The 18,090-nt window shown below is 38.1% G+C and carries 16 protein-coding genes; 3 read left to right on the plus strand and 13 right to left on the minus strand.

Annotated elements, in window-relative coordinates; translation table 11 throughout:
- Window positions 1-2: 2 nt before the first annotated feature.
- The 13 genes from ERX40_RS10065 to ERX40_RS11350 form a co-directional block, all read right to left on the minus strand.
- A complete protein-coding gene (locus tag ERX40_RS10065) occupies window positions 3-2,123 on the minus strand; it encodes a hypothetical protein (protein ID WP_165980745.1) in 2,121 nt (706 codons plus the stop codon).
- A gap of 3 nt (window positions 2,124-2,126) precedes the next feature.
- The gene (locus ERX40_RS10070) at window positions 2,127-2,369 is read right to left on the minus strand and encodes a hypothetical protein (RefSeq protein WP_133418375.1); all 243 of its coding nucleotides are present in this window, start codon (window positions 2,367-2,369) and stop codon (window positions 2,127-2,129) included.
- A 74-nt stretch (window positions 2,370-2,443) separates the two neighbouring features.
- Window positions 2,444-2,728: a hypothetical protein gene (locus tag ERX40_RS10075; protein ID WP_133418376.1), complete on the minus strand. Its 285-nt coding sequence runs from the start codon at window positions 2,726-2,728 to the stop codon at window positions 2,444-2,446.
- Window positions 2,729-2,784: 56 nt separating this feature from the next.
- Complete coding sequence (locus ERX40_RS11345) at window positions 2,785-2,949, minus strand: hypothetical protein (protein ID WP_165980746.1); 165 nt, start codon at window positions 2,947-2,949, stop codon at window positions 2,785-2,787.
- Between the two features lie 15 nt (window positions 2,950-2,964).
- Window positions 2,965-3,636: a hypothetical protein gene (locus tag ERX40_RS10080; RefSeq protein WP_133418377.1), complete on the minus strand. Its 672-nt coding sequence runs from the start codon at window positions 3,634-3,636 to the stop codon at window positions 2,965-2,967.
- Between the two features lie 101 nt (window positions 3,637-3,737).
- Window positions 3,738-4,550, minus strand: coding sequence for a hypothetical protein (locus ERX40_RS10085; protein ID WP_133418378.1), 813 nt, complete (start codon window positions 4,548-4,550; stop codon window positions 3,738-3,740).
- 12 nt (window positions 4,551-4,562) lie between these two features.
- Window positions 4,563-8,042: a DUF4064 domain-containing protein gene (locus ERX40_RS10090; RefSeq protein WP_133418379.1), complete on the minus strand. Its 3,480-nt coding sequence runs from the start codon at window positions 8,040-8,042 to the stop codon at window positions 4,563-4,565.
- A 529-nt stretch (window positions 8,043-8,571) separates the two neighbouring features.
- The gene (locus tag ERX40_RS10095; RefSeq protein ID WP_133418380.1) at window positions 8,572-9,492 is read right to left on the minus strand and encodes an SMODS-associated NUDIX domain-containing protein; all 921 of its coding nucleotides are present in this window, start codon (window positions 9,490-9,492) and stop codon (window positions 8,572-8,574) included.
- Window positions 9,479-10,870 (minus strand): nucleotidyltransferase, encoded by a 1,392-nt coding sequence (locus tag ERX40_RS10100; protein WP_133418381.1) that lies wholly within the window; start codon window positions 10,868-10,870, stop codon window positions 9,479-9,481. The genes ERX40_RS10095 and ERX40_RS10100 overlap by 14 nt, the downstream gene beginning before the upstream one ends.
- 173 nt (window positions 10,871-11,043) lie before the next feature.
- A complete protein-coding gene (locus ERX40_RS10105; protein ID WP_133418382.1) occupies window positions 11,044-12,327 on the minus strand; it encodes an AbiJ-related protein in 1,284 nt (427 codons plus the stop codon).
- 94 nt (window positions 12,328-12,421) lie between these two features.
- Window positions 12,422-12,748 carry a helix-turn-helix domain-containing protein gene (locus ERX40_RS10110; RefSeq protein WP_133418383.1) on the minus strand — a complete coding sequence of 109 codons (327 nt, stop codon included), beginning with the start codon at window positions 12,746-12,748 and terminating at the stop codon, window positions 12,422-12,424.
- The gene (locus ERX40_RS10115) at window positions 12,745-13,113 is read right to left on the minus strand and encodes a type II toxin-antitoxin system RelE/ParE family toxin (protein WP_133418400.1); all 369 of its coding nucleotides are present in this window, start codon (window positions 13,111-13,113) and stop codon (window positions 12,745-12,747) included. Before ERX40_RS10115 ends, ERX40_RS10110 begins: the two co-directional genes overlap by 4 nt.
- Window positions 13,114-13,281: 168 nt before the next feature.
- Window positions 13,282-13,425: a hypothetical protein gene (locus tag ERX40_RS11350; RefSeq protein WP_165980747.1), complete on the minus strand. Its 144-nt coding sequence runs from the start codon at window positions 13,423-13,425 to the stop codon at window positions 13,282-13,284.
- A gap of 662 nt (window positions 13,426-14,087) precedes the next feature.
- On the opposite strand from ERX40_RS11350, the gene ERX40_RS10120 reads away from it, so the two are divergent.
- From ERX40_RS10120 to ERX40_RS10130, 3 genes are all read left to right on the plus strand, one after another.
- Entirely contained in the window at window positions 14,088-14,999 is a 912-nt protein-coding gene (locus ERX40_RS10120; RefSeq protein ID WP_133418384.1) for a helix-turn-helix domain-containing protein, read from the plus strand.
- 136 nt (window positions 15,000-15,135) lie between these two features.
- The gene (locus ERX40_RS10125) at window positions 15,136-16,467 is read left to right on the plus strand and encodes a hypothetical protein (RefSeq protein WP_133418385.1); all 1,332 of its coding nucleotides are present in this window, start codon (window positions 15,136-15,138) and stop codon (window positions 16,465-16,467) included.
- Between the two features lie 41 nt (window positions 16,468-16,508).
- The gene (locus tag ERX40_RS10130; protein ID WP_133418386.1) at window positions 16,509-17,465 is read left to right on the plus strand and encodes an SAV1803-related protein; all 957 of its coding nucleotides are present in this window, start codon (window positions 16,509-16,511) and stop codon (window positions 17,463-17,465) included.
- Window positions 17,466-18,090: the final 625 nt, after the last annotated feature.

Consider the following 18,090-nt stretch of genomic DNA (forward strand, 5'->3'; position numbering starts at 1 on the left):
CCTTAACGAGACTTTGTTTCTGCACTTTTGCTGCTTTCTTTACTTTTGGGTGCTTCTGTCTTAGGTTCTTCCGTCGTAGGTGCTTCTGTTGTTGCTTCTTCTACCGATTTTGCTTCATTAATCTGTTCTTGTTGCGCTTTAACCTGCTGCTCAAGAGATTTAATTTCGTTCTGATTATCATCGTTATCACCCAGAATAGCTGCACTACCCAAAAGAGAAGCGGCGATTAGTGCTGCACCAATCATGTTATAGATTTTTCTATCAATGCCCTCTAGTTTTTCAGATAACGTTAATTTTTCACCGTTATTACGTTTTTTCTCAATAGTAGTCGCTCTTACAGTTACGTAAGGGTTGTTCGCCGTTTCTTGCATCGCTTTTATCTGTAGCTCTCGAAGTTCGTTAAGTTCTCTTGATGCATTATCTGCACGTAATTTGTGATATTCTCTATCGTCAGCAAGTGCTTTTCTTTCCTCAGCGGCACTTTGCAACTGCGCATCCTTTTTGAGTAATTCTTCCTGATAGTTACCCGCCTCTTTCTTCTTATCAAAGATGAGCTGTTCCAGTTCACTGACTTGCTGCTTTAAATGTGAATAGTCTACAGTCTTTCTTGCAACCTCAGCATCGATTTTTTCCTCTGATAAAGAAGCGGCTTCTACACGTTTCTTCTCAACATCCTGTACTTGGTCGATAAGTTTTACCACTGCAATTTCAGTTTTGTTAAGAATTTCAGTCACATGATTTTGAAAATCATTACTGATTGTCGTTATCAGACTATCAATGGATGGCATATAATCTTTTATCAGATTATCCATAAGCTCATCATTACGACCTGACACATCAAGATAAATATCATCTTCCAGTTTCTCTAGTTGCAGTTGTTTTTCTTTATCTGCCTGCGCTCTTATATCATCTATAAATTCTCTAATTTCCTGTTTAATAATAGGCTTGTTGATCTTGTCATATTCTTCCTCTGCTCGCTTTGCTTCCCTTTCAACATACTGCTTCTTGTTGATATTGAATTGTTCCGTAAGGAATAATTCTTTTTCCTTTCGGTGTTCTTCCAGTGACTTTATAGCTGCATCATAGTTTTCTACAATGTCTTTATATATATGACCGTATTCATTATCAGCTGATTTGTAGTTTATTAAGTTAGTATTTTCACGATATCTTTTATTCAGCTCATTTACCATCTGCCTATATATATCATTGATAAGTTTTTTTCGTTCTTCCTGAATGAGATAATTTTTTTGATTGATTCTCTTTTCAATTCCGTCAAGTGCTAGGATATATAAATCCTTATAGCCTTTATAATCGACTTTAGATAGGATATTATTTAAATCAATAGAATTAAGGTCAGGATTAGGAATCTGAGCTTCCAGATAAGCATAGAGCCTGTTTCTAAAATCAACTATCTCATCCTTATCTTCAGAAACTATTGCTTTTTCCTGAGCAGAATACCTCACTTCACTTTCTGTATTGGCATCTGTTTGTTGAGTCTCGACCTTGTTATTGTCAGCAAGCTTCTCTTGTTCCTCAAATTCCTTTGATAAATCCGCAGGAAGTTCCGTTTTATCGTCCCGAGCATCATCAATTTGTTGAGGCGTCTCTTCTTCAACAATTTCTGCTTTCTTTTCTTTTTCTTCTTCTTGCATTTTCTTTTCTTCTACTCTTTTTTCAAGATATTGATTGAGCTTTGTATACTGATCCTCAACCTCATCAAATACAAGATTTTTGTTGAGGTCATCTTTTTCTAGGTCATTTGTAATTGAATGATCCAACGGAATGATATTGCCATCCTTTAGTATTCTGAAACCAAACTCAATCTTCTCTTTATCACGCTCATCTATTGCTGCCAGACTTTCGAGGTTAGTGAAGACAACAACCTCTTTCTCACTGAAGTCATCATTCTCTTTCAGCAATTCTTTTTCAGTCGAAGCGTAGTAGTTTTTTCTTGCGATGTCTTTGCCATATTTTTTAGAGAATGTATTCCACATTCTTGATTTTCTTTTATCTGACTGACCCTCCATCTGTTCATCACTGAGTGTGAATAGAATAACAACATACATATTTGAGTTATCAATAGTTTTTATAGGATTAATGTCTAATTCAGTAATTATCGTCATTTCTTAGTCCTCTTTTCTGTTAATTTGAAAGAATGCGTGCGTGTGAAATACCCTGTTTATTTTTATCAAAATTTCTTTGTCTGCCTTTTCAATATTTCGACGTCCTTTTCTGTAATCATAAATCCTCTGATAGTGCATTCCCGACTCCTTTGCGATACGATTTCCTTGCATATGACTATTCAATACCGTCTTTGCATTTCCGATCATTACATCTCTATCCTCTTCATATTTTTCTAAGTACACCATCATAAACCACCTATTTTTTTACATAAAATTGAGTAACACTATAAATAAAAAGAGCGTATAAACGCTCTTTTTATTTACTGAAGAAAGAGAAGTAAAAGACCAAATTCTGAGTTAAGGTCTTGTCCTGCATCGCCTGCCAGACCCCAGATAGCTACGAAGAGGATGATTGAAATAGCTCCAATCGCAATAGTAAGTCCAAGAAACATTAGACCCTCAGTAATGTTTTTGTCAGAAAATGCTGCCATTGCTTTGATACCAGTTTTCCCTCCAAAGAATAATGCTGCAAAACCAACGACTGCTGAAATTAATGTTTTAACACCCGGTGAAAGCGAAGTAAATAACTCTGTCAAAGTATCCAAATGATCATCCCTCTCTTTTCAATTAATTAATTTAAATTAATTATACCATAGCTTTTTTATTTTTGAAACAAATATTTGTAAAGACGTTCTAAAGCCCTCACTATACTTCCATCCTCAACTGTTGCAACACTCCTAAAATCATCCTTGAGACGATATTTCACTTTATTTTTCAACCTTTTTATACGGCTTATTTTATTGTTTTCTTGCTCTGAATTATTCATTTACATCCCCCTTTATTATAAACCTGTTTTAACCTCATCTATTTTTACATCTGTCTTGATAATGAACATTCCTGCTTCTTTTGTACTCTCACGTTCTTCGGTCTTGTAACCCGCATACCTTTTAAGACCTGTCACCCTCATATCTGACTCATCTGTGAGTGTATAACCTTTGTCATCATTATCAATTATTTTATAGACCATCAAACCCTGTCTGACATCATTTGCGACCTGCTTAAGGTCTCTCGGTTTAGCATTAATAGTCATATAAGAGGGATGTCCGATCTCCTCTTGCTTCTTTAGTTCAATTTTTCTCAACTTTGGTTCAGTATACTTCAGCTCTTGCGCATCCTTATATATATACTTGCTCTTGCCGCTTTCACTATAATATTTTTTACTTTCTTGTTGTGCCTGCCTTATAGATTTCTCTAAAATTTCCTGATCCAGTCTTGCCGCTTCTTTAATTATCGCTCTATCGGATAGCTGCTCGACGTCAGCAAGGGAAAGCATCTTGTCGTCCTCTAAACCTGTTTTATATACTTTCATCTTACCCTTGTCATTGACGATAACCGCATTTATCTGAGCTTCTTTTTTAATTTCTCTATCCTGAATAAGAAAGGCAATCGTACCCTCATTCTTGAGCGACTGATAAAAGTTCATTACTTTATTTTCACTCTTTTTGCCGGTCACAACCGCTGACTCGTTTTTCTCTTCAGCGTGATTCGTACATCCAGTGAGAACAAGCGTTAGTGCTGCTATAGATAATATTTTTTCACTTCTATCATCCCAACTTACTGATCTAAACCTGACGTGATGCCTTTAGTACCTTTAGGAGCTTCAACTGCGATCGCTCTGAAATCACTGTTATTTTCATTGGCTTTTGTCTTATAACCGATATATTGTTTTTTCCCTGTGCTTATTAAGTCAGTAGGTTCAGTAAGGGTAAACCCATTATCTTTACCATCTACAATTTTCAATACTGATATATTTTCGTCATCTTTATATCCAACTTCTTCAACATCGTTAGGTAAGGCATTAATAAATATCGCTTTCTCCTCACCTTGATCTTTCATTTTATATATCAAATCCTTAGGCTCTGGTGCTCTATATTTCAGATTAACAGCTGACTCATAACGCTTTATCACTGCATCATCACTTTTATTGTCATTAGTATTGATATTTTCGTAATTAATTTTATATACAGCGCGTGCTTCTTGTATCTTCTTTTCAATGATAGCCTTGTCTCCGTTTACTCCGTTTTCCTTAACAATATCTTCAGAGAGATCATCAAGCTGATTCAACTTGATACTTTTTTCATAATGATAACCTGTATTGTATACCGTTATTTTTCCGTTCTCATTGACTATAATCCCCTCAACACGGCTATCTGGTTGCAGCTTACCTGACTTATCGGCAGAATTATTGCTGAGTAAGTATGCTACCGCTCCATCCTTTTCCAGAGCATTTTTGAAGTTCAACATGCCATCGTCCTGAAGTATCTTTCCGTCATCTTTCTTCTCTTCTTTTTTTTCAGCCTCTTTGTTACCGCCACATGCGGTGACAAAGAGAGCAAATATAATAAGCAATGGTAAAATCTTTTTCATGATAGTTCCTCCCTATTCTCTGTAATCTGGTGTGTTGCTACGATTTTTGAGCTGTTCTTTCAATCGTCTTGCTTTATCGAGTCTTTTCTGCTGTGCACGTATTCTTTGTTCTCTGATAGTCTCAGGTCTCGGACGTTTGTTTAACCGTTCCGTTCTGTTGATTCTGCCCTGTGAGTTGTTATTCACATTATTTCTGCTTTCTTCGGCAGTTCTGTCTACTGGCTGCTTGTCTTGACCCTGAATCCCTAAAGAACCCTGAGTTCTCTTTTCCGATACTTCTGTAGGTGTCTCTCTTCGATGATTAAATTTTGGAGTGCTTGATGGTTCAGAAGCACCTGAAGTTTTGCTGTCATTACTTATAGTTCGGTTTCTCATGTTTTCTGTCGGTTTTGTGTTTGTAACTATCGGTTTATCCTTATTGGCTACACTTCCACCTCCAGATTGACTGCTGATTTCATTATAACTTTTATTCTGCTTATCATACAGTTCAGCTGCGCCGCTTCTATAAGCCTTATCCAATCTATCATTCTTCTCTTTAATCTGAGGTGTTACATCCCCTGATTCCAATGATTTACTGTAGTCAGATTTAAACTTCTTGATTTTTTCATGATCTACCTGACCTTTTTCGTTCACAAACTCTGTATCTCTCAGCTGACTCTTAGCGCTTTCGGTATTCATGGCAAGCGCTTCGCCGTTCTGAGTATATTTCAGTTTTCTCGCATATTCATTTGCGTTAGAAGCCGTCTCAAGTGCTTTGTTTCGCTCAGGGAGCTGACTATACTTTCCTGCTTTAGCTGCTCCTCCTGCTACGCCTGTAGGCACTGAAGTGCCACTGTTCCCTACACTTCTTCTTCCATTTAGTGACTGCTTCATATCTCCGTCTTCCTGACCGATTCCTCCTGCTGATTCTACAGGATGTGCATCATCGTCAGAGACAATATGGTTATCATCACTTCTGCTGACTGTCTCTCCTGCTGATTCCACAGGATATGAATGTTCATTATTTCTACCGTATAACTTTTCTGCCGTGGTAAGCTCTCTTTCATTTCTGCCATCCTTGTATTCATCCATTGTCGCCTTGGCGTTATCTTTCACCTGAGCTTTTTGGGTTTTTGATCCTTTGCCCGTATAACCGCTGTAGCCTCCCTTAACCGCGCCTTTTGACCTTGCAACAACTGCACCTGCAACACCTCCAGCAGCCATACCTGCCACCGCTTCCTTAGCACCTGTCATTGTGGCTTCTGTTGCGCCTCTGCGTAATTTTCTGCCACCCACTTTGACTGTATCTGAAGCGGTCTTAGTTGCGTTTGACGTTGATCTTTTACCTGCCTGTTTGGCGCCTCTCATGCCTTGTGTGAAACCACGCTTGACGTCATCACCTGACATCATATCAATTCTATCTGCGAATGCGAGTGCCATGTCATTAGGAATACCGATAAAGGCTTTGACAGGAGACACTCTTTTGCCGCCTACATTTGCTCCCCATCCTAAGTATGTGCATAGAAAAAGTGTCGCTACACCCGTAATAATCTCAAGGATGCCTGACGGGACAATGTTATTGCTCGCTTTATTGAATGCCCCCACAATCGCAGTAATGAAGTTGATGAATAATGTCGGCAGCAGGAATGCAATGAGTCCTGAGACCAGAAACGCTAATGCTAGCATGAAGCTTGCGACTGACTGGTTGAAGTTACCGAAACCGACTGCTTTCAATAAAGACTTAAAGAAACGTCCTGCTGTTTCAAACAGATTGACTGTCAGCAGTGCCAGAATGCATGCGATCGTAAGAATTGCAAAGCCTAGAGACTTTGCTGTCAATGACACAGCTGATCCAAATACACCGAGTGGTCCATCACCTGGCATCGTATATGATTTCCACTCTGTCTTTACAGTCGACAGGTTCTTCATATTTCCCTGTAGCCCTGATGGTGCTAGGTTGTATGCGTAGAAGTGTGCACCTCCACCATCAAATGATGACTGTAGCATCAATGCCACCGACTGAGTTGAGAATGTAGATCTATTTTCAACGCCTACATCTTTATCAGGTTTAAACTGTTCATTCGTTACATCCCGAAGTTCTTCATTGATGTTCTGTGTGCCAGACCACATGGCATATTCAATATCCTTGTATTCCATCTTCGGATAATGAGTCTTAAAATTAGTATGTGCAGGAAGCAGACGATCCCCTCCTGCCGTCTGTCCCCGATTCAAATCACCGAAATAAGTGTTGACATTAAAATTGCTGTTTCCCATCCAGTTACGCACTAAATCATAACCTGTTTCCTTGCTGAGACCTTTTCCGTAAAGAGAATTATAGGTGGTACGATTGAGGTCAGCAATCATTGAGCGTGAGCTTGCGGGATCATAAGTACTATCGATGAACCCTTTGTCCGTTGTTGATTCCGGCACAGTTGTTGAATTTAACCCTTGAGGTGCTAAATTCTGAGAGGCTGCCCATCCTCTTACATTCAGGATGTATTGGGAGGCAAGGTTGCTGTTGACTGATGTTTCCTCAGTCATCTGCTTGATTCCTTTGCCTACTTCGCTGTAAATCAGCATCAATATCGGTATCATCGCAAACATCGTGAATATCTGTACACCGAACTTTCTTAAAGTTTTCCATACACCCTCGAGGTTCTTGTCAGATAGATATTTCATCATCGAGTATCCGAATATTCCCACGATGAATATGAGACCGAAATCAGCAAGCGCAGTAAAGAAAGCATTATTGAGACCTAGTTCAGAGAAGAAAGTCTGCAAGGCTCTGGAAATAGGATTTTTGAGAATGACATTCTCATCTCCAAACCCTAATATGCGGAAAGGATTTATCTCAGTCATACCATTCACAATCAATTTTAACCAAGCGAACGTAATGTAATAGAGAGTGAGAGAACCCATTATCAGCATCCCCGCAATTTGCTTCAGGATATACACAAATCCATTAGATGTCTCGGAGGCTATACGATTGCCAGAAACAGTATCAATGTAGTTGTAATTTGAATATGTACTCAAAAATGAAGCAACTTGAGTACCTGATTTATCTTCTTCTCCATCTTTTTTTCCTCTTATCTCATTTGAAAGTGAGTTCATCTTATTGTAAGGAACATCTAAAGAAACGCCGCCATCTCCGATCACACTTGATATGGCATCACCTATTATCCCTCCATCTTTTTTATCTTCAGATCCTTTTTCATTCTTCTTTGAAGATGACATTATGAATTGAGCATATATAGTCCACATACTATCATTCGATACCATACGCCCCTTTTCACTGTCAGGCACTTCTTTTCCACCATTAAGAGCTTCTGTCACTAAATCTGATGTGTCTTTTTCCTTACCTGTATTATCCAACGAACCCTCATCTATATAATCGAGTCGTTCGGGAGAAACGGGCTGCGTGGTTTCAGCAAATGCTGCGATAGAAAATAGTGAACCACAGACAACCAAGATTACAGACAGCAACACAGTCAGATATACTAATTTATTCTTCAAACGTCAGCACGCTCCTTTCAATTTTATGTTTTCCACTCCATACTCAGCATCACAATCAAGACACAATTTATCACTATATAGGAATATGTCCAGAAGATCTCCTCCACCTCAAATATATTTATAAATATCTATGCTAATTTTACTATAAAGCCGCTTAAATTTATAGATTTTTCCATTAATTTTACTTAATTAATTTTAAAAAACTATAAATAGTCTATTATGCTAATGGTATCTATGTTTTCAGCTATTGTAATGACGAGATGATATACTCTAATTGAACAAAAAAAGAAGCGGATGTCTTAATAACATCCGCTTCTTTCATTCGATAATAACCCAGACAGCTTATCTGGATTTTTAATTTTTTATCAGATCGGGATGATCTATCTGACCAGTCCTCCCCTCTCTTCATTCCGCACAAGAGATGATACATCAGTCTGTAATGCGACTGCTATCGCCTTGACAGACCAGAGCATATCTTAGACCTAATGAGGTCTTATTATCTATTGGAATATAAGCAAGATGGAGGCAGTTACAATCTGACCGTAACAGATGATTGATGTCTGTTTCTCATGATCAGGTCATCCGTATTTTCACTCAAGATTTTAGGGGTATGGTTAGCGATGTTGTCATCAAGTTCCTGAGTAACGTAGTTGACGCCAAGCGAATTAATCTCATCCGCTGACGCAAAGAGATATTTGTCAGACTTCTGTCGCATGAGGTCTCTGAACAGTTCTTCCTGCCTATCAGTCAGTCGGACTTCGATGATGTCGGCTAGAAGCAGTTCATAGTGACTGAATGTACGGCCATACTCCACATCCGTCATATGCCGACCTACAAATCGGTAGGTAAGGTCACCGAACGTCTCCCTGTCTAGAATGCCCGTACTGAAAATCTCCTCGACAAACTCTCTGCTGAGGTCACTGACATCTTCTCTGTACGATGTCTTATCGAACCGTCTGATAAACTTCTTGAGGTCTCTGCTCTTGACCAGTAGTCTGTAGTCCATCTTGGTAACTTCATCTACCGCGATACGGTTGTCATTCTCAGCTGAGAAATGATAGGCCATATACTCTGCTTCCTTTTTGTAGAATTTATAAGCGCCCCCCACAGGCTGATATTTGCCTGATCTGCTGTTCGGTACCAAGAAGTAATGGCCGTCAATCTTGATTCTGAAGAGATAGGCGAATGAAATTCTGATAGCAGAGTCGTCATTTATCTCTCCGTTTTTCTTCAGCGTGCTCTGTGATGACTTCCAGCTGGTGTTGTCAGTCAATTGGCTGATACTCGCCACAAGGTAGGAAATAATGGAGCCTGCAATCAGATTGGCCATTGCCTCTCCGAAAGACATCTCCCTTTCATTAGTGTAATAGATGAACCAGACAGATATCAGCCATATAGTCAGTAATCCGACCGTTTTCATAAGTTTCTTTCTGTAGCTATATTTTTTCATGTCTGGTTCCTCCTATCGGGACAGGCACATGTCCAACACCGATGCATACGCCGTTCTTAATCAGATAGCACTCGATATAGTGGGCGCCTGCGAAGTCTGAGCTCTCCACGATTTCAACTCCCCTGCCATCCATTATCTGCCCCCTGATGCAATTGCGTTTCTCCGCCTCGATGCCGATGTTCCGAACCTTCCACAGAATCTTGTCATAGGATGGACAGTCGGTCTCCCCGAGCCTGCATCTAATGGAGAAGTTGAAGGGAATGAATCTCCTGATCTGTGGAGACAATCTGTCCAAGAACCTTTCAATCGGCATGACGGAGAAGCCGTCCCCGGTGACAAAACAGTCAATTGACACGTCGTACTGCTCGTAAACCGGATAGAGCTCATCGATGAACTGCTCGGTGTCATCGAAGGCGGGCGTACTTCTCTCCCGAAGGCTTCTTCTCAAGGCGGACTCGTACATCTCATCCCAGTAAAGATGATTGAAGAACTCAGACCAAGCCTTCAGGGCATCTGCCTGCGTGCAGTCATCATCAAAGAGGATGTCCAACTTCTCCAGACTGGCCTTCAGACGGCTCCTCCAGTTTCTCATCCTCTGACGGTCGACCTCCCGCGTCACCAGTGCCCGACCGTTGTCGACAGGTGCACTAACATCAATCCAGATATCGAGACGGTGGACAATCGCCCACATGGTGTAGTAAAACTTCTCGTCCAGACGGGAATAGTTCTTCTTGAAATTCTCGTCACATAGGACGGACTGGATGAGCCCGCTCGGCATCTTCCATGAGTCCCGCGACTTGCAGAACATCTTGGACAGACGGATGATTTTCCGCAAGTCATCCCCCTGCATCTTCACCTGCTCGGTGAACCAGTCCTCGAGCCCCCTGATATCTCTCACCGACCAGTCCGACCCTGCATGCTCATAGGTGTAGTCATGCCAATCGGAAGCTCTGCTTCTCTGGAATATTGCGAAGTCCATATGATAGCCGAGAGAGCTGTACTTCAGGCGTACACAGCTGGTCTTGACCTCCGGCTGTTCCGCGAACTGCTTGGTCTTTCTTCCGAGCGCATTCGCTACCATGTTGCGGGTGGCCTGAGCTCCCAGATAATCCAGGTCATCCGCTTCAAACACGATGCCCACATCGATGTCATAGTCCTTCTCGTCGTTCTGTGTGATGGTGTGCATGGCCATACTGCCCTGTATCCGGTCTTCAGCGATTTTATAGGCCGTCTTCTCCTCCTCATTGTATTCCTTGAGCCCGTCTTTCATCCTCTTGATATTCTGCTTCCGTCTCTTTCTCAGCTCGTTCTGCTCCTGTGCTGATAGGACGACCTTTTTGTTATAGAACCTGCTGATCTCTTTGGAGCAATCGTACATATATCGTACCCCTTTTCTTGTTTTTGATAGTTATTCCCATTATACGATACCGTTGTCTCCGAAGCGCTTATTATGCACTTTAAAAAGAAGCAGATATTATTGTAAATATCTGCTTCTTGCCATGATTATTGAAAGTAAATTATGTATTAAGTTAGCTATAATTTTATGCCTATTTAATATAAAATTTTTATTACTGTAGAAATTAAAGCCATGCATCTTTTATAAAAGTATTGGTAATGTATTTCTTCAGAAATATCTATTTTTGTTGTTTCGTGATGTCGTATTTTAAAGTTATTTCCTATTGTGGTCAGACTCTTAAATTCATCATTAAAGAGCCTTTGAAATTCTTCTTGCTCTTTAGCAACTTCTTTTACAATTTTCTCTGCTGAGCTTTTTTTATCTAAGGAGGGCGAATAGTAAGTCTTAAGTCGCTCAAAAGCATCCCACAATTTTTCTACAGCAGTAGAATAATTACCTTTTGTATATTCTTCTTCTGCAATTAACAAGAGCTTTTCCAATCCAGGTTCTCTAACTGGTTTCTTACGATTAAGTTGAAACAACTCATCATTTGTATTGATGATTTCTCCACCATCAGTTAAATTAAAACTCACTTTATGATGAGATAATAAATCGTTGACTCTTTCCTTAAAATGACTATTCTCTTCTAACAAATAAGCAAAAGCTTCTATCACATCAAGCACTGAAAATGGAGAGGTATTATATATAAAACAATCAAAGTCCTTGGCAGGCACGTAATGATTGTTTTCATAATTTTTAGGAATATAAAATTTTTCTAATTCCTCCATAGCCAGTTCACTGAGTTGCTTCGTATAGTTCCAGTTTGTTTCATCAGTAAAATATCTTAATTCATCATACTCTTCAAGCAACTTTAAAATTTGATATCTAAGCTCTTTCGATAATTTCAACTTAATGTCTTTAGATTTTATTCGTTGTTCCTGTCTTATCGAGTACGGAATTAAATATAAGTGCTTTTCAGAATAAACCCTCCATGTAAATACCTCTCGTCCAGAAATTTTCTGATATGAATAGAGCTCAAATTCATCATACTTTAGCAGTTCATTTATCCTGTCGAAAAAAAGTCTCCAATTAGTAGATTCATCTCTGACCTCCGGATGAAATATCTCACAAATAAAATCTAAAAATACTGTATCATCACCATCAAATAGTTCAAATCTTTCATCCTTAAAAACCCAATTAACAGGATAGTCATTATTATTTACAGTATGTTGCCAAATATCTCCTTTTGCATTCAGATATCTGTGATCTGAACTCTCCATACTTTCTAAGTGATACAATCTTTCAAGAAATTCAATCTCTTCAAGCCTTCCGTGGTAATTACAATTATAGATTGAATTTTCAAAGTAATGGACTTGTTTAATTCCGTTATTGAATAAATCAAAAATATCTCTTTTTGTGATCTTCGATATTTTATTCATCCTTACTCCTTTTGAATTCTTTCAATAAATATTTCATTATATATAAAATTTAATTGATCCACTGCATTATCGTCAATGCTTATAAAAATATCAATTAATTTCTTATAAAATTGGAATGATCTATCTGACTAGTCCTCCCACTCTCTTCATTCCGCACAAGAGATGATACATCAGTCTGTAATGCGCCTGCTATCGCCTTAAGGGTCTTCAGAGTCACATTGATGTTTCCATTCTCAATACGCGATACTACATTCTGTTTGGTATGCATACGCTCAGCAACCTCTCTCTGAGTAAGATGCAGATTCTTTCTTCGATTGATGATATTACGTGCGAGAGTATACTCAAGCTCGCTATCTTCCCATTCTTTAGCAAACTCAGGGTCTTTAAGGTTCTCTTCCAAATAATCATTTAGAAAACTCATACTTTACCCTCTCCTTTCTGCTTCAAATAATCATCACGATATCTTTTAGCACGTTCAATCTCTTTTGTAGGAGTCTTATTTGTTTTCTTACGGAAACCATTGAGGAGGATGAAAGTTCCCTCCTTATAGTGAAAATGAAACACCCTGAATATATTATTACCTAAAACTGTACGAAGCTCATAGATATCCTCATCGATATGTCTTCTGTGTGGCATGCCTAAACTAGTTCCGAATTCCTCCAACAGTTGAAAAGTTCTCAGTACTTTCGCTCTTTCTTTATTAGGGAGAGAATCAAGAAAATTCCTGACGGGCTCCTCACCATTTTCTTTCCTGTAGATATCAATTTTCCATTTATTATTTGCCATTATCGAATTATAACATATAAGTAATATTTCATTCAAACAGGTTTGTCCATAAAAAAGACACGATCAAAGTCGTGTCTCAGCATTTTCTTTCGAGCACATGCTCTAGGAACCTGTAATTATTAATGATATATTATGCATCTTATACATTTTCAAATGTCCGATTACTTCTCAAAAAATAATCTTTACTGCAAAACCTCGTAATGCCATAGCCTTAACAAATTCACGGTACTTCCGACCATCGATTCCGTGCTGATCAGCAATCCCTTTGTTTCTTAACTGTTTCATTGTTACTTTCTTTACAGTATCACTCACTGAGACGCCTCCTTAGCTTATGTGTATTGACCATCGAATAATGCTCATTAATATTATACAATATTACACCACAATTACCACAAATAAACATTTTTAAATTAATTATATACTATTAATTATTTATAAATAACTAAAATGTTCTTTTACTCTAAAGAATATTGTCACTACGGGCTCCGTAGCATCCACAAAAAAGAACTCCTATTAGATAGGAGTTCACTGATAACGTTTTATATTTATGATGTATCTATTTACAACTTCTCTTAAAAGGTCTATGATATAGGTAAATTAATACAAAAATTTGAACGGCACTTTCTGGTCGCCCTGGCAGGCTTCCAGAAAGAACTCAAAATGTGATAGACCCACATTTCTAGCCGCTCCTTTGAAAACGGCTCAGTTAAAAGTACCAACCACTTTTAAAAGACTCGACAATGTGAAAGCACCACAATGTCTAACCGTTTAGTCAAATATATCAGATGATTGATATTTCGTAAACCTATCAAGACCGGATCAACATGATTTTCAGGGCTTTTTAGGTCTAGTCGGCGAACCGTCAAATCTTCTTCTCAGGGGCTAATGGATATTCAATAGGTGGGATGGCACATTGTTGCCGTCCCATTTTTTTGTATATTCCATTAAGAGAAGAGGAGATTAAGATGACGTACATGACAATTAATTTATCCGAGTATCGAGCATTCAGTAGCGTAAGGGAGATGGATCATCATGCTCAACAGCACCAAAAGTCCATCAAGCCGATTTATTTTGACGTCTATAATCTGTTGAAACAGCACAGCTGTGTAGTAACAGGTGTTTCCTACCTTAAGAATAGAACGATAGCGGAACTGTCAGGAAAGTCACTCAGCACAGTCAAAGACCATATCAAATACCTCATCGATAACTTTTTCATCACAAAGGTGAACACAATGCGTGTGATAAAGGGCGGAAAAGGGGCAAACATCTATATCATTAACAGTGTTGACAGACGAAATGAACTGCTTGATGAAAAAAATCGGCTATCGCAAACTGGCTATCGCAACGCCTCTAAAAAGGACGGTAAAACCCTGTCACAGCAAGCGATGGCGTATGTGAAGATTAAAAAAGAAACTATATTCTTTAAAGCTATTAAAAATTCTTTTACTGTTACAGGATCCCGTAAGCATAAAGCACTCATCAGTCGAATTAATAAAATCATGGACTTCAGAGCATGCCCTGATAATGTACCTTATGACATCTATATGTCTTACTCTGCCTTTCTGTCAGACAAACAGATAGCTACACTCTACAGCATGATAGTCGCTCAGACTGAGGACTGTAATCTGACTGGTGAGGAGATCAACGATATTGCGGAGTATGCATTCAAAGGGCTTCTTCTGGCGATGCGCAGACACTATAAAGACGGTGCGGCACCTATCAAGAATATGTTTTCATATACAAGAAAGATCGCTCGTAAAAAGCTGGTAGAAATCATGGATGAAAGGACTTGCTGCAACAATCTGGATCTGAGTGCAGCTATGGAAAAATGGGCAAATACCAGTCTGCCTAAATTGCATGAGGGCTTAGCTGATTACGTGTACTAAGTTCTCTCTGACATGGAATAGGTTTCTGAGTATAGCCGATATATACGATTAAGGCAGGTTAAGTTGTATGATATTCATCTATGTCTTAACCTTGATATAATCAAAATACAGAAAGTATTTCTCAAGGGGGCTTCTTATGCAAAGTTTGACTAAAAAGAATATCAATATCATTTTTTATAGTTCCGAGATAGATAAATACAAGGGGTTCAAAGAGTTTATCCGGGCAAACGGAATAAAGGCGTACAGTCCTCATCATGTTGAAGCGGCTGACGATAGTATTAAATCATACATCCGACAGTATGGCAGTGATATCCTGAACAACTGCAAAAAAGAGTATACTTTTGCTAATCAGGTCAGACATAAAGAGCAGGACTATAAATGTGAACTATGCGGCCACACAGGGTTATCAGCTCTTTATCTGATAAAGAACAAAATTACTGGCAAGGAGTTCTGGGTCGGCTCTAGCTGTATACAAGAGTTCGGACTTGATAAAGTAAAGAGCTATACCAACGTAGCGCTTGAAATGGCATTCTCTCAAGAAATTCCTGACTATGATGAACTGATAACTATTCCCGATACCACGATTGTCATCCCCTCTCCTCTATATTCAGAACTAAAAAAGAGAATAACAGAGTTAGAGAAAGCGAAGAAAAGCTTTGTGAACGAAAAAAGTCATATATCAGAGAGTATAAAAAGACGGGAAAAAGTTCTTGAAACAAGAAACAAAATTGACGAATATCTTAAGGATAACACTGACAACAAGTGGGCTGTAAAGACGGAGGTTATCGAGTGGTACAAGAGACTGAGTGACACCAATACCGATAAAACAACCGCTTCAGTAGTAATGGATAGACTCCTATATACGGGCATCTATGAGAAGTCAAACGTGTCTGAGGTGTTAGAGCCTAACCATAAGGCGCATCTTATCCAACTATTTACTGATCAGTATAGAGACACTCGTTATAAGTTCTCTACAGATCAAAGCGGCTACCTGTTCATGAGCACTGTGATTAATAAGAAATCTATTGTATTTAAAGTGGATGAGCTAAAACTTTTTAGAAATTATCAAAATGAATTGATTATAGGAGAGTCAATTCAAATTGACGACATTAAGCCATATGTAAATATCTCTGTCACTATAGACAACATATACAATTTCCTAGAGTCTTGTACAGACAACCATTTAGTAGAATCATTCAGTATAACGAATGATTTTCTATTAATAGATGTACCCAATGAGAGGAAACTGCTTAAAGTCGAGCCTCTTTCCCAAGCTCTGGACATACTAAAATTAAATAATAATATTACTGATTTAGCAAAAAACGTTTCAAAGGTATCTAACGCACGCCATTACAAGAAGTCATATATTAATAAGAACGTGAATGAAGTACCCTCTCTAAAGACAAGACATGTATTTACACCTGTCGAGGGAATCCACTATGAAGCTAATGAATTATTCAATCAATGATATCTCTCTTAAAATACAGCATAGAAAAGAGGAATACTTAATTGAGTGCAGTACCCCTTATTAAATCCAGTAACAGCCTGAATCATTATATTTCTCTACTGAGCCTTTCCTATCATCAGGCTGTAGAAAGATTGCTGTTAAAACACGGATCGGCAACAACTGATTATTTCAAGGAGCAGTCTTATATACGCTTTTTAAACGGAGAAATAGCAAATATCACAAAAAGCAACTATTCACGGACATCTGATGGTCTATATTGTCATCACATAGATGAATATGAGTTTGAAAATTTAGCGAACAAAGCCTTTATACAGTTCTATCAATACTCGTTTAAATATCAAAGAAAAGAACGACTGGTCTATTGTGATTTAATAGAGCACCTTATTCTGCATGCTCTAATAACAAAGGAAACCAACGGTGAAAAAGGATACTCAGGACTCGTGCTCTTCCTCATTCCGCAGGCTAAGGAATGGTATATAGATAAAAAGGAGCCTAAGCCGCAATGGATGAAGATATGCAAGGAAAGGGCACATCTAAGTTCCGAGCAAATCTATAGTCTGTTGACCTATGTCGATCCCATAGTAAAATCAGCATCCGAAAGGCTGTATATGAAAAAGTCAGGACGTAGAGAGTTACACAGACGTTTGAATCTCAATTTGACTATAAAACAGTATGAAGATTACAAAAACCTCAAAGAAAGAAAACAATTGATGAAAAAGGAGTTACAGTACAACATATACGAACTTCTGGATAGACAACGAAAAATCAAAGAAAAAGAGAAGATTGAAAAGCGTATACGTGATTTTAACAGTCAGTTCTCAGCTCTCAGAGATTTAAAAATTACACCCTATACCTCCCGAAAAAAGATTCTGGATTATTTATTCGATTATCATTATAAAGACACATTTCCAAAGAAAAAGGAGTTCTATTCTTACAAGATGAGTATTTTGAAAGAAGATTTAATAAGCGAATTTAATAATATTGTAAAAAGTAGATAGCAACGATATTTTATTCTACAAGCTCATATTAGATTAAAACCAAAATAACGTTTTATTTTCTGGTTAGAGGTGTATATTAAAAGTTTTGTTATATTAAGGTTAACTCTAAAGAATGGAGGTTAATCTTAATGCTGACGTACAGACTTGAACTGATGAACAATAACATATTTCTAGTATGTAACCAAACTAATGCTGCAAAACCTATTTTCAATACCATTACAAGAAACTGATACTTGCAACCGACTCTATAAATGAATGTATATACTTCTCTTGATAATGATTGACAGAGAAAAAATTTAATAATAAAATCATAAACAAGATATGATGTTTAATTATATGTTGTTTAAAGAGTATGTTGTTTAAAGAGACTAATTCAATTAAAAAGAGACTGAGCATTATTGCTCAGTCTCTTTTTTTGCCTCTAAGTCAGCCAGTCCTGTTGCTCTTTTGTTAGTTGTCTTAACTATACAGTGATTACTGTCGCCTCTAAAAACATTAATTAGATGCTAAAACTTATTTCTATGTTCTATTTTTGATGAAGTCTTATTTTTTTGTTCTAAGTAGATAACAGTCCATATTGAAATAAAGCCAATCCCTGCAATCATTAATATAAAGCCGTGATTCT

Origin of the sequence: Macrococcus carouselicus (genome assembly GCF_004359515.1) — a bacterium.
Taxonomy (GTDB): Bacteria; Bacillota; Bacilli; order Staphylococcales; family Staphylococcaceae; genus Macrococcus; species Macrococcus carouselicus.

Coding starts and splice junctions, on each gene's coding strand:
- ERX40_RS10065 (WP_165980745.1), bottom strand. CDS start 2,123: ATGACGATAATTACTGAATTAGACATTAATCCTATAAAAACTATTGAT.
- ERX40_RS10070 (WP_133418375.1), bottom strand. CDS start 2,369: ATGGTGTACTTAGAAAAATATGAAGAGGATAGAGATGTAATGATCGGA.
- ERX40_RS11345 (WP_165980746.1), bottom strand. CDS start 2,949: ATGAATAATTCAGAGCAAGAAAACAATAAAATAAGCCGTATAAAAAGG.
- ERX40_RS10085 (WP_133418378.1), bottom strand. CDS start 4,550: ATGAAAAAGATTTTACCATTGCTTATTATATTTGCTCTCTTTGTCACC.
- ERX40_RS10095 (WP_133418380.1), bottom strand. CDS start 9,492: ATGAAAAAATATAGCTACAGAAAGAAACTTATGAAAACGGTCGGATTA.
- ERX40_RS10100 (WP_133418381.1), bottom strand. CDS start 10,870: ATGTACGATTGCTCCAAAGAGATCAGCAGGTTCTATAACAAAAAGGTC.
- ERX40_RS10105 (WP_133418382.1), bottom strand. CDS start 12,327: ATGAATAAAATATCGAAGATCACAAAAAGAGATATTTTTGATTTATTC.
- ERX40_RS10110 (WP_133418383.1), bottom strand. CDS start 12,748: ATGAGTTTTCTAAATGATTATTTGGAAGAGAACCTTAAAGACCCTGAG.
- ERX40_RS10115 (WP_133418400.1), bottom strand. CDS start 13,113: ATGGCAAATAATAAATGGAAAATTGATATCTACAGGAAAGAAAATGGT.
- ERX40_RS10120 (WP_133418384.1), top strand. CDS start 14,088: ATGACAATTAATTTATCCGAGTATCGAGCATTCAGTAGCGTAAGGGAG.
- ERX40_RS10125 (WP_133418385.1), top strand. CDS start 15,136: ATGCAAAGTTTGACTAAAAAGAATATCAATATCATTTTTTATAGTTCC.